Raw genomic sequence first — 16017 nt, forward strand, 5'->3', positions numbered from 1 at the left:
CGTGGAGGTGCCCCGGCGCGATGCCGCGCCTGCGGCGAAGGATGGCTATCCCCGACGCAGCAGCATCTGTGTCATCAGCGCCCGTAGTGCGGGCGGGCGAACCGGCTTGGAAAGAAAGCCCCATCCCAGTTCCTGCGCGTGCTCGCGCAGGGCCGGGTCGGGCTCTGCGGTGATCAGGATGATGCGTGGCTCGTGCTGCCAGCGCTCCACCAGTTGCGGCAGCAACATGGGGCCGTAGTGCGCGCCCATGCGCACGTCCAGCAGCAACAGTTCCGGGGCGTCGTCGGCATGGGCGCGGGCAAGTGCCTCGTCCGGGCCGCCGGCAAAATCCACCCGGCATTGCCAGCGCTCCAGCAATGCGCGGGTGGCGTCGCATACGCGCGTGTCGTCGTCCACGCACCACACCCGGCAGCCATGCAGGATGGGGTCGTTGCCGGGTTCTGCAGGCGCGGTGACCGGTGGCGCTGGCAGCGCCACCGTCGCGCGCTCGCGCAAGGGCACGCTGACCGAAAACACGCTGCCGTTGCCGAGAATGGAATGCAGGCCGATGCGATGGCCGAGCAGGCGGCCGATGCGTTCGACGATCGCCAGCCCCAGGCCGGCGCCGCGGTCGTTGGCCACCCCGTCGTCCAGGCGGCGGAATTCTTCGAAGATCTCGTGCTGCAGCGCCTCCGGAATGCCCGGGCCCTGGTCGTGCACTTCGATACGCAGCCAGCCGCCGCGCCGACGACAGCCGATCAGCACGCGGCCGCGTGGGGTGTAGCGGATCGCGTTGGACAAAAAGTTCTGCAGGATGCGGCGCAACAGCGTTTCGTCGCTCGACACCACGGCCGAGGTCGGCACGTAGTCCAGTCTCAGGCCGCGGTCTTCGGCCAGGATGCCGAACTCGCGCGCCAGCGTCTCCAGCAGCGGCGCGAGCGCGAAGTCGCGCACCTGCGTCTTCAGGCTGCCGGCCTCCAGCCGCGAGATGTCGAGCAGGCTGTTGAGGATGGCGTCCTGCGCGGTGAGTGCGTCGTCGATGTTGTCCACCACGCGTGCGCTGTCGGGCTCGCGCACCTGGCCGCGCAGTACCGAGACGAACATGCGCGCGGCGTTGAGCGGTTGCAGCAGATCATGCACGGCCGAGGCGACGAAGCGGGTCTTGTAGCGATTGGCGCTTTCGGCTTCGCGCTTGGCCGCGGCCAGGTCGCGGGTGCGCTCGGCCACGCGGTGCTCCAGCGCGTCGGCCAGCGAGCGCAGTTCGCGTGCGGCGTTCTTGTAGCTGGTGATGTCGGTGTAGCTGGTGACGAATCCGCCATCGGGCAGCGGATTGCCGCGGATCTCCAGCACCGTGCCGTCTTCCTTCTCGCTCTCGCGCATATGCGGCTTGCCGCTGCGCAGGTGATTCAGGCGCCGCTCGATCGCCGCTTCGATCGGGCCGGGACCCAGCAACCCGCGACGGGCGTTGAAGCGGAACAGGTCCTCGATCGGGCGGCCGATCTTGAGCAGTTCCGGCGGAAAGCGGAACAGCTCCACGTAGCGCGAATTCCACGCCACCAGGTTGAGCGCTTCGTCGATCACCACCACGCCCTGCGGCAGGTGTTCCAGGCTGCGGCTCAGGCCGGCGTTGGACTGCTGCGCGGCGGCCACCACGCCGTCCTGGGCGGTGCGCAGTTCTTCGGCGTGCTGTTGCAGCAGCGTCTCCAGCTCGTTCCGGCTGCGCTGGCGCAGCGCCGACAGGCGCCGGCGCTGTTGTACGAACAACCACAGCAAGGCCAGCGCCAGCCAGGTGCCGGCGGCGGCGATGGCCGCCGCGCGGCCGGCCGCGGCGCTGGCACGGGTGTCGTGCAGCAGATGCAGGCGCCAGCCGCTTTCCGGTACTTCCAGGGTCTGCCACAGAACCGGTGCGCCCAAGGGCGGGTCGCGCACTTCGGTCAGCACGCCGCCGTTGCCGGTCTGCTCGATCAGCCGGCGGCGCAGCGGCAGCAGCCCCTGGTCGGCATACTGACGGGTGCTCTGCAATTCGGTGCGGTCGCGCGGGGTGAGCGGGGCCAGCATGCGGTAGCGCCAGGTGGGGCGGCTGGCCAGGAAGACCACCCCGTGCGCGTCGGAGGCCAGCACGATGTCCGGCGTCTGCAGCCATTCGCGCTCCAGCGCGGCCAGCGCGATCTTGATCACCACCACGCCCTGCACCTGGCCGGCAGCGTCCACGATGGCCTGCGACAGGAAGTAGCCCGGCTCGCTGGTGGTCATGCCGATGCCGTAGAAGCTGCCGCTGCCGGTGGCCAACGCCTGCTGGTAATACGGGCGAAAGGCGTAGTCCACGCCCACGTTGCTGCGCGCCGCACGCCAGTTGCTGGCTGCCAGCGCAATGCCGTTGCGGTCGATCAGGGTCAGCGTGGAGGAGCGGGTGACGTCGTTGGCGCGTTCGAGCTTGCGGTTGAGCGCATCCACCTGGTCCGGCGACAGCGGGCCGGACACGGCAGCGCGCAGCTCCGGGTCCAGCGCCAGGATCTGCGGCAGGGTGCGATAGCGGTCGATGCGCTGTTGCAGCGCCTGGGCGTACAGCCGCAACTGCCGGCGTACGGTGACGCTTTCGTCGCGTAGCGCGCTCTGCTCGACGAAATGTCCGGCCGCCAGCATGGCCACGACCATTCCGCCCAGCACGATGGCCAGGGTGAGCAGCAGACGGCGGCGTTGCGATGCATACATGTGGCCAGTATGGCGATCTGCTCCCGTACGCGCAGCCATCGCCCGACAGCGCGGCCGTCACGCGCCCCAAACCGACAACGGCCGCACCCGTGACAGGTGCGGCCGTATCGAGTGCCTGCTGCCGTTCGCAACGACAGCGATGCGTCGGCGAAACCAGCGCGCGGCAGGGCGTGGCCCGCGCGCTGCAGCGCCGCTTAGAACTGCACCTGCGCGCGCAGCTCCATCACGTGCGGGGTTTCATGCACGCCATTGCGCGAGGAATCCACCCAGCTGTAGTTGGCCTGGAACTTGAAGTGGCTGGTGAGATACCAGTTGGCGCCGATGGTGGTGTCGTGCTGACGGCCGCCATGGACGTTGTTGTCTTCCAGGTTCAGGCGGCTGTAGCGTGCGGTCAGTTCGACCGCGCCGTAGTCGTGGGCGGGCTTGATGTTGCCCGGCACGCCGCCGGCATAGCTGCGCGACTCGCCGGTCAGCGACCAGGTGCCGTACACGTACTGGCCCTGGGCGATGAAGTGCGGCTGGGCGGCATTACGCGCCACTTCGGCACGCAGCGCCTCGCTCTGCAGCGAGAACGGGCCATGGATCCACACCGCTTCCACGCCGGTGCGGATCACGTGGTCCACATCGAGAATGGTGCCGGTATCGATCAGGCGCACGTCGGTCAGGCCGGCTTCCGGGCGGGCGCGCAGGCGCACGCGCGGGCTGAAGGACACGCCGCGGCCGTCGCTGAAACCGCGCGGGTTTTCCACCGAACCGGCGATACCCAGGTGCAGCACGTCGCCCTCGGCCTTGAACGGGGTCCAGGCGGCGTGCACGGCCTGGGTGGTGCCCGGGTTGTCGCCCTGCAGGTCCTTGCCGCCGTACGCGCCGACCTGCAGCAGGTACTGCTGGCGCTCCAGCGTCCACTCCACGCCGGTGCGACGGCCCTGGAACACCGCCTGCACCGGCAGGCCCAGTTCCATGAAGCTGCCGGCACGCGAGCTCTGCACCGCTTCCAGACCCACGGGCACCTTCATGTAGCCCAGCCGCACGCGGCCGTAATCCTGGCCCAGCAGCGCCTTGGTCTCGAAGCGGTAGAACACGTCCAGCCACAGCTTGGCTTCGAAGTCGAAATACACCATGGCGTCGTAGACGCCCTTCTTCTTGAGGGTGGCGCCGAATTCCTTGCGGCGGAAATCGGTGCGGTCTTCCAGGCGGTCGTCACCGGAGAAGTTGTTGTCGTCGTAAGCGTAGTTGCCGGTCAGACCCAACTCGGTGCCATCACCGAAGGTGTATTTGGTCGGCCAGTTTTCGATCGAGGTGGCTGCATTGGCAGCGGCGGGGACGATGGCAATCGCCAACACCAGAACAAGCGGATTGAGGCGCATAGGAGTGATCTTCGGCAATGAAAGGGGCCGGGGCGTCCTGCCATGGCGATCGCGGTGAACAGCTTCAGCAAGCGCGCAGGTTCCGGACGGCGACTGCACAGAAAACTTCGGTGTCTGCGTTAAACGGAATTAACGGCCTGCGGCGGCGCGGCTGAAGTGTAAGACCAGGTTCATCGGACCGACAGTGCTGCGGACGCGGGCTCACGGCACCCGTGCACGACCCGCGCGCGCGGCGGGCCGGGCACGACTGCTTACCCGGCGCGGGGTTGCAACCAGTGCCGCGCGGTACCTGGCAGGCGCCCGCGATGCCGTGGCGCAGCCGTAGTACCAATGGGTTATCGGCCCGGGCTGTGACGTGCGGCCAGAATGCGTGCACCGGGTACCTGCTCAGGCACCCCCAGTTCCCTCGGAGTGGCGTCATGCACATCAGCAAGCCTGCCGGCCCGGTGCCGGCGTCCGTGCCCTTCTACCGCCAATTGTATTTCCAGGTGGTGGTGGCCATCGTCCTCGGCGCCCTGTTGGGCCACTTCGAGCCGGCGTTTGCCGAAAGCCTCAAACCGCTGGGCGATGCCTTCATCAAGCTGGTGAAGATGATCATCGCCCCGGTGATCTTCCTGACCATCGTCACCGGCATCGCCGGCATGACCCATCTCAAGACAGTGGGCCGGGTGTTCGCCAAGGCGATGACCTACTTCCTGTTCTTCTCCACGCTGGCGTTGATCGTGGGCATGATCGTGGCGCACGTGGTGCAGCCGGGCGCCGGCATGAACATCAACCCGGCCGAGTTGGACCAGAGCGCGGTCAACACCTATGTGCAGAAATCGCACGAGTTGAGCCTGGTCGGCTTTTTGATGGACATCATCCCGGCGACGCTGATCAGCGCCTTCGTCGATGGCAACATCCTGCAGGTGCTGTTCGTGGCGGTGTTGTTCGGTATCGCGCTGGCCCTGGTGGGCGAACGTGGCCGCCCGGTGCAGAGCTTCCTGGAAGCGCTGACCGCGCCAGTGTTCCGCCTGGTGCATATCCTGATGAAGGCCGCGCCGATCGGTGCGTTCGGCGCGATCGCCTTCACCATCGGCAAGTACGGGGTGGAATCGCTGGTCAACCTGGCCTGGCTGGTGGGTTCGTTTTACATCACCTCGCTGCTGTTCGTGCTGGTGATCCTGGGCCTGGTGTGCCGTGTCTGCGGCTTTTCGGTGCTCAAGCTGATCCGCTACCTCAAGGCCGAACTGCTGCTGGTGCTGGGCACCTCGTCCTCGGAGTCGGCGCTGCCATCGCTGATGGAAAAGATGGAGAAGGCCGGCTGCGAGAAGTCGGTGGTGGGCCTGGTGGTGCCCACCGGCTATTCGTTCAACCTGGACGGCACCAATATCTACATGACCCTGGCCGCACTGTTCATCGCCCAGGCCACCAACGTGGACCTGACCCTGGGCCAGCAGATCACCCTGCTGGCGGTAGCGATGCTCAGCTCCAAGGGCGCGGCCGGCGTGACCGGTGCCGGTTTCATCACCCTGGCCGCCACGCTGTCGGTGGTACCAGACGTGCCGGTGGCCGGCATGGCGCTGATCCTGGGCGTGGACCGCTTCATGAGCGAATGCCGCTCGCTGACCAACTTCATCGGCAATGCGGTGGCCACGGTGGTGGTGTCGCGCTGGGAAAATGCGCTGGACCGCGACCAGCTCAAGCTGGTGCTGGATGGCGGCTCGCCGCCGCTGCAGGCGCCGCCGGGTGCCACCGACGTGGTCGCTCCGGCCAGCGCACGCTGAGGTTTCCTACGGCCCTGTTCTCCGTCGGCGTTGCCGGCGGGGTGCAGGGCCGTTCTGCGTTGACCCGCCAGCGGGCCGCCACGTGCGCTGCGTTGCAGCATGCAATCTCCCTGCCGCGTTGACAGCTGCGCGACAGGCCCTTGTTCAGGCAGGAGGGTAGAATTCAGTTCTCCTGCGCCTTCGAGACCCACACAGCCGATGTCCACCGACGACTTCAAACAGGCCGCCCTCGACTATCACCGCCAGCAGCCGGCCGGCAAGATCAAGGTCACCGCGACCAAGCCGATGCTGACCCAGCGCGATCTGTCGCTGGCGTATTCGCCCGGCGTGGCGTTCGCCTGCGAGGCCATCGTCGAGGACGCCACCCAGGCCAGCGAGCTCACCGCGCGCGGCAACCTGGTGGCGGTGATCACCAACGGCACCGCGGTGCTGGGCCTGGGCAACATCGGCCCGCTGGCCTCCAAGCCGGTGATGGAAGGCAAGGGCGTGCTGTTCCAGAAGTTCGCCGGCATCGACGTGTTCGATATCGAGATCAACGAGAACGACCCGGACAAGCTGGTGGACATCATCGCCAGCCTGGAGCCGACCTTCGGCGGCATCAACCTGGAAGACATCAAGGCGCCTGAGTGCTTCATCGTCGAGCGCAAGCTGCGCGAGCGCATGAACATCCCGGTGTTCCATGACGACCAGCACGGCACCGCGATCATCGTCGGCGCCGCGGTGCTCAACGCGCTGGTGGTCACCGGCAAGAAGATCGAAGAGGTCAAGCTGGCCACCACCGGCATGGGCGCGGCGGGCATTTCCTGCGTCAACATGCTGGTCTCGCTGGGCCTGAAGCCGGAGAACATCCTGGCGCTGGACCGCGACGGGGTGATCCACACCGGCCGCACCGACCTGGACCCGGACAAGCAGCGCTACGCCCGCGATACCGACAAGCGCACCCTGGCCGAAATCGTCGAGGGCGCGGATATCTTCCTGGGCCTGTCGGCCGCCGGCATCCTCAAGCCGGAGATGGTCGCCAGCATGGCGCGCCAGCCGGTGATCTTCGCGCTGGCCAACCCCAACCCGGAAATCACCCCGGAAGCGGCCAAGGCGGTGCGCCCGGATTGCATCATCGGCACCGGTCGGTCGGACTATCCGAACCAGATCAACAACGTGCTGTGCTTCCCCTACCTGTTCCGCGGCGCGCTGGACGTGGGCGCCACCGGCATCAACGAAGAGATGAAGATCGCCTGCGTCAAGGCGATCGCGGCGATGGCGCGGCGCGAGGCGTCCGACCTGGGCGCGGCCTACGGCGGCGAAACCCCGAGCTTCGGTGCGGACTACCTGATTCCGCGTCCGCTGGACCCGCGCTTGCTGGTCGAGCTGTCCTCTGCGGTTGCGCAGGCGGCGATGGATTCGGGCGTGGCCACCCGGCCGATCACCGACATGGAGGCCTACCGCGACAAGCTCGGCCAGTTCGTCTACCGCACCAGCCTGATGATGAAGCCGGTCTACGACCGTGCACGCGCCGACAAGCAGCGCGTGGTGTATGCCGAGGGCGAAGAAGAAGTGGTGCTGCGCGCGGTGCAGAACGTGGTCGACGAAGGCCTGGCCTTCCCGATCCTGATCGGCCGCCCGGACGTCATCGAAGCGCGCATCGAGCGCATGGGCCTGCGCCTGACCGCCGGGGTGGACTTCGAGATCACCAACATCCTCGACGACCCCCGCTTCAACGATTACTGGCAGTACTACCACGCGCTCACCGAGCGCCGCGGCGTGACCGTGACCGCGGCCAAGGAGCTGATGCGCTCGCGTCCGACCCTGATCGCCGCAGTCATGGTGGCGCGCGGAGAAGCCGATGCGATGCTGTCCGGCGTGGTCGGCCGCTTCCACAAGAAGCTGGGCTACGCGCGCAGCGTGATTCCGCTGGAGCCGCGGGTGAGCTCCACCTCGGCGATGACCGGGGTGATCAACCAGCTGGGCGTGTTCTTCTTCCTGGACACGCATGTGCAGGAAGACCCCACGGTGGAGCAGGTGGTCGAAGCCACGCTGCAGGCTGCGTATCGCCTGAAGCTGTTCGGTATCGAGCCCAACATCGCGCTGCTGTCGCACTCCAACTTCGGCAGTCATGACTCGCGCGATGCGCTGAAGATGCGCCAGGTGCGCGAAGCGCTGCTCAAGCGCAAGCCCGAGCTCAACATCGACGGCGAAATGCAGGGCGACACCGCCTGGGACGAGGCATTGCGCAAGCAGATCATGCCCAACAGCACCTTGAAGGGCCGCGCCAACCTGTTCGTGCTGCCGAACCTGGAAGCGGCCAACATCGCCTACAACCTGGTGCGCGTGTTCACCGATGGCGTGGCGATCGGCCCGATCCTGATGGGCATCTCCAAGCCGGTGCACATCCTCACCACCAGCGCCACCTCGCGCCGGGTGATGAACATGACCGCGATCGCCGCGGTGGATGCGCAGATCCGCAAGCAGCGCGATGCGGAAAAAGCGGCAAGCGAAAAAGGCAACGACTGAGAAAGGCAAAGACTGAGTCGAGGTGTCCAAGACTTTGGCCGAGTATTGCTTGATTTGAAGCAGTAAGCACTCGGCCGGCAAGACAGCTGCCGAAAAGTCTCTCGCTCGATAGGGTGTTGCAATGCGCCCTGCAGCTCAGCACCCAGCCTGCAGCAACGACCGAAAAGCCCCTCTCCCCACGGGAGAGGGGTTGGGGTGAGGGTGCGGCCTACCCTTGGCAGCGACTCAGCGTCAACCACCCAAAACGTTGACGAGCAACGCAAACAGCAGGCGTCGCGCGTCGTCGTCACCCACGCGATCCCGCTCAGAACCTCACGCCTCAACGCCCCTCCGGCACGGCACCCAGCAACTCGATTTCCGCCACCTGCGCACGCGCGGGCGCCGTCCAACGCAGCCGGTACTCCGCATACGAACCGGGCGTTGCGATCCGGAACGGGCGCGTTTGCAGCGGCCATTGAAAACGCTCCTGGCCGCGCGCATCGACGACGCGCCATGTGCCCTGTGCAGTGCGTGCTTCCAGCGTCCAGGCGGCCGACGCAATCGCGGCGTTGCCGCTGGTCACGGTGTAGAGCGTGGCCTCGCCACGATCGAGACCGCTCAAGGTCAGGACCGTGGCCGGCGACACCGCGCTCGCGCTGACCGCATCGTCGTCATGCAAGGCGGCCAGCGCGCGACCATCGGCCTGCGTCACGCGTGCGTTGGCACCCAGCAGGTCGCGCAACGGAGCAGGGTGCTGCCCGGCCGGCGTCAGCGACGGTGGCGCAGCATCCGGCTCGCTGCCCCAGCGCGATGGCGCCGGACCCATCACGAACTCCAGCGTGGCGCCATTGGCAATCGCCGCATGCGGCAACCAGGTCTTGCGCCACGGTTTGCCGTTGAGCGTGAGCGATTGCACGTACACGTTCTGCGGCGAATTCTGCGGCGCATTGACGGTCAGCGTGCCGCCGCCGGGCAGCCGCACGCGTGCGTGCCGGAACAATGGCGAGCCGATCACATACTCCGGCGCGCCCATCCGCAACGGGTAAATGCCCAGCGCCGCGAACAGATACCACGCCGACATCTCGCCATTGTCTTCGTCGCCGGCATAGCCCTGGCCGACCTCGCTGCCCAGGTACAGCCGCGCCAGGATCTCGCGGGTCAGTCGCTGGGTCTTCCACGGCTGCCCGGCGTACAGATACATCCACGGAATGTGGTGCGCCGGCTGGTTGCTATGCGCATACATGCCCATGCGCACATCGCGTGCCTCGGTCATTTCGTGGATGGTGCCGCCATACGAGCCAGAAAACGCCGCTTCGCCGGTTTCGGGCGTAGCGAAGAACTGGTCCAGCTTTGCCGCCAGGGCATCGCGCCCGCCGTAGAGCGCGGCCAGGCCCTGGCCATCGTGCGGTGCGGTGAACGCAAAGGTCCAGCCGTTGGATTCGGTGTAGTCGTTGCCCCAGACACGCGGGTCGTACTGCGCGGCATCCACCCGCCACCGGCCCTGCGCGGTGCGGCCCTGGAAGAAGCCGATCGACGGATCGAACAGCGCCGCATAGCCGGCCGCGCGGTGACGCAAGTACACCGCCTCGGTCGCATAGCGCTCACGCTCGCGTGCCGTGGTTGCCTGCTTGGCTAAAGCTTCGGCCATGTTGGCGATACCGAAATCGTTGAGCGCACCTTCCATCGACCAGGACATGCCCTCGTGGGTGTCGGTGTCCGCATAGCCGCGGAAGGTCGCACGCGCCATGCCCTTGCGGCCCACATGCCGATCCGGCGGCACCACCGTGGCGTTCTTCAAGGCAGCCGCATAGGCCTCGGCCGGGTCGAAGCCGCGCACGCCCTTGAGCCAGGCATCGGCAAACGCCACGTCCGAGCTGGTGCCCACCATCAGGTCGGCGTAGCCGGGCGAGGACCAGCGGGCGATCCAGCCCCCGGCGCGCGCCTGCTCCACGAAGCCCTGTACCAACGTGCCGGCCTCGTCGGGTGCGAACAGCGCATAGGCCGGCCAGGCGGTGCGGAAGGTATCCCACAGCCCGTTGTTGACGTACACCCGGCCATCGCGGATCGGCGCAAAGCTGCGTACCGCGCTGCCATCGACGTTGTCGTCCGACCAGCTGTTCTGGCTGGCATAGCGCCAGTCCGGCGCCTGCGCGCTGCCCACGTTTTCGTGCCCGGAGTTGGGATACAGATACAGCCGGTAAAGATTGGAATACAGCGTGGTCTTCTGGTCGGGCGTCGCATCGGGCACCTCGAAGCGGCCGAGCAGCCCATCCCAGGCGTCCTGCGCGCGCGCGGCAACCTGCTCGACACTCGCCTGCGGCGCGATCTCCAGCGCCAGGTTGTGTCTGGCCTGTTCGAGCGAGATCAGCGAGGTCGCGATGCGCATCTGCACCTGCCGCGCGCTGCCGGGAGCGAACTTGATCCAGCCGGTCGGTCGCCCGCTCTCGATGCGGCCGCTGGCCGTCCATGGCCGGTCGAAACTGGCATACACGTACATGCGCGTGGCCCCGGTCGACAGACCGCTGCGCACATCGGTGTAACCGGACAGGGTTTGCGTTTGCGCATCCAGCTGCAGGCTGCCACGCGCATCCACGTTGTCGAACAGCAGATTGGCATCGCCGTGGTCGGGGAAGCGAAAACGGAACAGCGCCGCATGGTCGGTGGGCGCGATCTCGGCATGGATGCCGTTGTCCAGCTGCACTGCATAACGATAGGGGCGCGCGACTTCGTTGGCATGCGAGAAGGCCAGCGCGCGCTTGTCTCGATCGGCTTCCGGCACGCCAGCGTCGAGCGAGGGCATTACCTGGAACGTCTGCCGGTCGCCCATCCACGGGCTGGGCTGATGGCTGAGCGACAAGGCCTGCAGGCGCGGCCGGTTGTCGGCGTCGTTCTGCTCGTTCCAGCGATACAGCCAGCTCAGCGTCCCGGCATCGGTCACCGGCGTCCAGAAATTGAAGCCATGCGGCACGGCCGTCGCGGGGAAGTCGTTGCCGCGCGAAAACGTGCCGTTGGATTGCGTGCCGCGCGTGGTCAGCACCCAGTCCGAGGGACGTGCCGGCGCCGCCAGCGGCAAATCGCCCAGCATCACATCGTCGATCCAACCCATGCCCGCTGTGCCTGCAGGTGGAGCGACCTCCAGCTCGATCGCCACCACGCGCCGCCCGCGCAGGCTGGCCACATCGCCCAGCCGCACCTGCTTGCGCGCCCATTGCTGCGGATACAGCGTCTTCGATGCGGCCTGCGCATCCGCACCCAGCGCGATACCGTGCTGATCGCGCGCTGCGCTGGCGGACGCGCGCCGTCCATCGTCCAGCAGCAGGTCCAGCGAAACATGGGTGGAACTTGCGTGCTGGTCGCCGACGCTCTCCGGCAACACCAGCCACGACAGCGTGGTGTCCGCACCGATCGTCTGGTCGAGCGTGAACAGCGTGCGTCGCCCGCCGCCATCCTGGCCTGCATAACGCAGGGCACGCGCACCGCTGTAGCCGACCTTCGGCTTTGCCGCATACGGCGCGGCCGGGCCGTTGCCGACCTCCAGCTGCAGGGCTCCTGCGGCTGGAGGCAGCGGCAGCGGCTGGCCTGGCTCGAATGAACTGGCAAACGGTGGCGCCGCGACCGCCGGCGCCGTCGCGATGCAGGCCAGGGCGATGAAGGTCCAACGCCGCGAGGGGCGCGAGCGCAGCGAGGCGGCGGGCAGGATCACGTGGCGGAGTTCTCCTTGGGTGGCGACGCGTCGGCAGGCATGTGCGGTCGCCTCGGCGTCGTGCCGCGCGGCCGACGGGGGGCGCGGGACAGGTCTCCGATGATAGGCGCGATGATCGCTGCGATGTCGGTACCGGCGTGCGGAAGCGCCATCCGCGCCGGCTGCCGTGACCATCCCCGCGGCCGTGTCCGTCTCCATCGGTGCGCCTGCGGCAGCGCCCGGTCGATGGGCCGATCACCTCGCAGGCTGCTAGAATCCGCGCTCTGCCTTTGCCTTCCGACCGTACGCCATGAGCCAGACCGCCACCGCGCCCGCCAATGCGCAAACGCGTTACACCGTGCACCGCGGCGACCTGCCACTGAGCTGCCCGACGCCGGAAATGGCGCTGTGGAACTCGCATCCGCGGGTGTATCTGCCGATCGAAGACGAGCCCAACGGCGAAGCCAAGTGCCCGTACTGCGGCTCCCTGTTCGTACTCGCCGACTGATACTGGCCGGTGCACCGCCTGACCGTGGTGCAATTGCTGCCGGCGCTGCAGTCCGGCGGCGTCGAGCGCTCTACCCTGGAAATCGCCGCCGCGCTAGTGCGCGCCGGCCATCGCGCCGTGGTGGTGTCGGCCGGCGGACGGCTGGTCCAGCCGCTGCTGGACATCGGCGGCGAGCATCTCACCCTGGATATCGGCCGCAAGTCCTTGTTGACGCTGCGGCATGTGGTCGGCCTGCGCCGGCTGTTTGCCGAGCTGGGTGCCGACATCGTGCACGCGCGCTCGCGGCTGCCGGCCTGGCTGGGCTGGTACGCCCTGCGTGGAATGGCTGCGGCGACGCGGCCGCGCTTTGTCACCACCGTGCACGGGCTCAACTCGCCCAGCCGCTACAGCGTGGTGATGACCTATGGCGAGCGGGTGATCTGCGTGTCGCGCACGGTGCACGACTACGTGTGTACGCACTATCCGCTCACCGATCCGGCCCGGCTGCGCACGATTCCGCGCGGCGTGGACATCGCGCAGTTCCCGCGCCGTTCGCAGCCGGACCGACGCGCGCGCGCCTGGGTCCAGACCCTGCTGCCCGGCTTGCCGGCCGCCTCGCCCCTGCTGCTGCTGCCTGGCCGTGGTACCCGCCTGAAGGGGCATGCCGACGGCCTGCGACTGCTGGCTGACCTGCGTGGCGCCGGTGTGCCGGCCTGGCTGTGGCTGCCGGGCGCGCGTGAGCCCGGGCGCGAGGCCTATGTGCGCGAACTGGAGGCAGAGGCCGCGCGGTTGGGTGTGGCCGAAGCGGTCGCCTTCACCGAGCCCACGGCACGCATCGCCGAGGCCTACGCTGCCAGCGACCTGGTGCTGCAACTCTCGCGCAAGCCCGAAGCCTTCGGCCGCACCGTGGTCGAAGCCCTGGCCGTCGGGCGGCCGGTGCTGGGCTGGGCGCATGGCGGGGTCGGTGAATTGCTGGCCGAGCTGCAGCCCGGCGGCGCGGTCGCAGCCTTCGATGCCCAGGCCCTGTGCACGCAGGCGCTGGCCTTGCTGCAGCGGGCGCCCACGGCGCCTGCCGTGATTCCCTATACGTTGCAGGCCATGCAGTCGGCCACCTTGAAGGTCTATGACGAACTCTGCCGCTGACGCCGTCGCGCGCCCGCCCATCCTGACCCCCGACGCCGGCCGTTGGGCGCCGCTGTGGGTGATCCTGTTCGTTGCGCTGTGGCCTACGCCGGGTCTGGCAGAGACGGTGCTGTCGCTGGGTGCGGTGTTCGCCGCCTACCGCCTGTTGCATGCACGTTTTCGTGGCGGCACCGGACTGCTCAGCGGAGCGGCGTGGGCGCTCACCAGCGTCCTGTTCTTCGCGTACTGGTTGCCGCAGATGCTGTCGGCGTTCGATGCGGTGGACGCCGGCCGCGCGCTGCGCAAGTCGGCGACCGATCTGCGCTACCTGCCTTTCATGTGGCTGTGCGTGATTGCGGTGGCCAACGCGCAACGCCGCCGCCACACCTTTACCGGCCTGGCAGTGATCGGTGGCGTATGGACGCTGGATGCGCTGGTGCAGGCCATGGTCGGCACCAGCCCGTTGTTTTTCGGGCTGGATCAGCTCAAGCAGCTGATCAGCGGCCACGGGCTGTGCACCGCGCAGGAGCTGGCGCTGGTGGACCGCCTCAGCGGCGTGCTGGGCCCCTGCAATCTCAAGTTCGGGCAGACCCTGGCCAGCCTGTCGCCCTTCCTGCTGCTGGCCATGGGGCGACGCCAGGTCTGGGCCTGGATGGTCGCAGCGGCGGCGGTGGGTGTGGTGCTGGTGCTGGCGGGCTCGCGCGCCTCGTGGATCACCTACGGCGTGATCGTGCTGTTGTCCGGCTGGCGGTTGCTGGGCGGGCGCCGCCTGTTGGCGGTCGCGGTGCTCGGCGTGCTGCTGGCGGTGGGCGTGGTGGCGGTGGCGCCGCAGGCGCGCGAGCGCGTCCAGCGCACTGCCCTGGCGTTCGGCGATGGCGAACAGGGCATGGATCAGGCCCTGTCCGGGCGCGGCCAGATCTGGGGCGCGGCGCTGTGCATGATCCGCGCCCATCCGGTCAACGGCGTCGGTGCGCGCGGTTTCCGGCAGGCGTATCCGGCCTGCGATCCGGCCCCGACCCAGGCCCCGGCCTGGGGCGACGGCCCGGCCTTCCACGCGCATCAGCTCGTGCTGGAGATCCTGGCCGAAACCGGGGTGATGGGGTTGCTGCTATGGCTGGCCGGCGCGGCGCAGGCCTGGCGTGCGTGGCGCTATTCGAGTGCTGCCGCGCGTGAGCAGGCGCGCCCTGCCATGATTGCGCTGGTGGCGACCGTGTTCCCGCTCAACACCCACCTGGCCTTTTATTCCAGTTTCTGGGGCGGGCTGAGTTTGATGCTTGCCGGGTTGTATGCCGGCGCCTTGCTCAACGACGACGCAGATCGACCGCCGCCGGGCTGAGGCGTTTGCCTCGGGATCGCGCATGTCGGCGGTCGCTGGCGCCGGTGCACTGCGTCATCCGCCGCTCACCCTTGGGCGACGGATCATCGATAGAACGCGCTGCGCCCGCCGGGCTGGCGCTTGAAGCGGCGATGGATCCACAGGTATTGATCCGGCGCCTCGCGCACCATGTCCTCGATCGCCGCATTGACCTGGGTGGTATCGGCGATCACATCGTCTGATGGAATGCCCGCCAGCGGCGGCGCGATCTTGAGGATGTAGCGGCCGCCTTCGCGGCGATGGAAGTACGGCACCACCGCGCAGCCGGTCAGCCGCGCCAGTTGATGGGTGGCGGTGATGGTGGAGGCAGGGTGGCCGAAGAACGGCACGAACACGGTGTCCTTGCCGCGCATGTCCTGGTCCGGCGCGTACCACAGGAAGCCGCCGCGCTTGAGATGCTTGATGGTGGCGCGCAGGTCTTCGTTGGCGAACATGTGCGTGGCATAGCGCAGACGCCCACGCTTGACCGCCCATTCGAACACCGGGTTGCGGTGCTTGCGGTACATGCCGGCCAGCGGCACGTGGTCGCAGAGCAGGCGCCCGCACATCTCCAGCGTCATGAAATGTCCGGACACCAGCAGCACGCCGCGCTGTTGTTGCTGCAACTGCTGCAGATGTTCCAGGCCCTCGACCTGCACACCCGGGCGAATGGCGTCGATGCTGCCCCACCAGGCGCGCGCGAATTCGAACAGGCCCACGCCCAGCGCATCGAAGCTGTCGCGCAACAGTCGTGCCCGCCAGGCATCGTCCTGCTCGGGAAAGCACAGTTCGAGGTTGACCTGCGCAGCGCGCCGGCGCGTGCCGGCCAGACGCATCGCGATCCAGCCCACGCCACGGCCGAGTGCGCGCTGCAGCGTCCAGGGCAGGCGCCCGGCCAGCACCATCACGGCCAGGCCAAGGAACATGGGCCAATGCCTGGGGTTGCGCAGGGAAGGGCGGACAGCGACGTTGGCGGGCTCGGACATGCGCCAATTCTAAGGGATCGCACGCGCGCGGCAGCGTGCACATGCGCACGCAGGAGCGCTCCCGTATCCTGCACG

At 67.9% G+C, this 16017-nt stretch carries 9 protein-coding genes; 5 read left to right on the forward strand and 4 right to left on the reverse strand.

The genetic code is table 11. The annotated features are described in order from the left end of the window. Positions 1-45: 45 nt before the first annotated feature. Positions 46-2691: a hybrid sensor histidine kinase/response regulator gene (locus ACCQ05_RS04425; RefSeq protein ID WP_372393038.1), complete on the reverse strand. Its 2646-nt coding sequence runs from the start codon at positions 2689-2691 to the stop codon at positions 46-48. A 194-nt stretch (positions 2692-2885) separates the two neighbouring features. Then, the gene (locus ACCQ05_RS04430; RefSeq protein WP_372393039.1) at positions 2886-4058 is read right to left on the reverse strand and encodes an OprO/OprP family phosphate-selective porin; all 1173 of its coding nucleotides are present in this window, start codon (positions 4056-4058) and stop codon (positions 2886-2888) included. Positions 4059-4477: 419 nt separating this feature from the next. On the opposite strand from ACCQ05_RS04430, the gene ACCQ05_RS04435 reads away from it, so the two are divergent. Together ACCQ05_RS04435 and ACCQ05_RS04440 are read left to right on the forward strand one after the other, a co-directional pair. Beyond that, on the forward strand, positions 4478-5824 hold the full coding sequence (locus ACCQ05_RS04435; RefSeq protein ID WP_372393040.1) for a dicarboxylate/amino acid:cation symporter: 1347 nt from the start codon (positions 4478-4480) through the stop codon (positions 5822-5824). Positions 5825-6022: 198 nt separating this feature from the next. Beyond that, a complete protein-coding gene (locus ACCQ05_RS04440) occupies positions 6023-8332 on the forward strand; it encodes an NADP-dependent malic enzyme (protein ID WP_372393041.1) in 2310 nt (769 codons plus the stop codon). Between the two features lie 319 nt (positions 8333-8651). Here the strand turns inward: ACCQ05_RS04440 and ACCQ05_RS04445 are convergent, their stop codons facing one another. After that, positions 8652-12014, reverse strand: coding sequence for a GH92 family glycosyl hydrolase (locus tag ACCQ05_RS04445; RefSeq protein WP_372393042.1), 3363 nt, complete (start codon positions 12012-12014; stop codon positions 8652-8654). A 289-nt stretch (positions 12015-12303) separates the two neighbouring features. Here ACCQ05_RS04445 and ACCQ05_RS04450 point away from each other — a divergent pair, with 289 nt between their 5' ends. Genes ACCQ05_RS04450 through ACCQ05_RS04460 form a run of 3 tightly spaced genes read left to right on the forward strand, consistent with a single transcriptional unit; the run spans position 12304 to position 14938 of the window. Further along, on the forward strand, positions 12304-12501 hold the full coding sequence (locus tag ACCQ05_RS04450) for a zinc-finger domain-containing protein (protein ID WP_228962502.1): 198 nt from the start codon (positions 12304-12306) through the stop codon (positions 12499-12501). A 9-nt stretch (positions 12502-12510) separates the two neighbouring features. Beyond that, a complete protein-coding gene (locus ACCQ05_RS04455; RefSeq protein WP_372393043.1) occupies positions 12511-13623 on the forward strand; it encodes a glycosyltransferase in 1113 nt (370 codons plus the stop codon). Then, the gene (locus ACCQ05_RS04460; RefSeq protein WP_372393044.1) at positions 13604-14938 is read left to right on the forward strand and encodes an O-antigen ligase family protein; all 1335 of its coding nucleotides are present in this window, start codon (positions 13604-13606) and stop codon (positions 14936-14938) included. Before ACCQ05_RS04455 ends, ACCQ05_RS04460 begins: the two co-directional genes overlap by 20 nt. A gap of 83 nt (positions 14939-15021) precedes the next feature. On the opposite strand, the gene ACCQ05_RS04465 is transcribed toward ACCQ05_RS04460, so the two are convergent. Further along, positions 15022-15942 carry an LpxL/LpxP family Kdo(2)-lipid IV(A) lauroyl/palmitoleoyl acyltransferase gene (locus tag ACCQ05_RS04465; RefSeq protein WP_104539917.1) on the reverse strand — a complete coding sequence of 307 codons (921 nt, stop codon included), beginning with the start codon at positions 15940-15942 and terminating at the stop codon, positions 15022-15024. Positions 15943-16017 lie beyond the last annotated feature (75 nt).

It is taken from the genome of Xanthomonas sp. NCPPB 3582, assembly GCF_041475735.2.
Classification (GTDB): Bacteria; Pseudomonadota; Gammaproteobacteria; order Xanthomonadales; family Xanthomonadaceae; genus Xanthomonas; species Xanthomonas codiaei.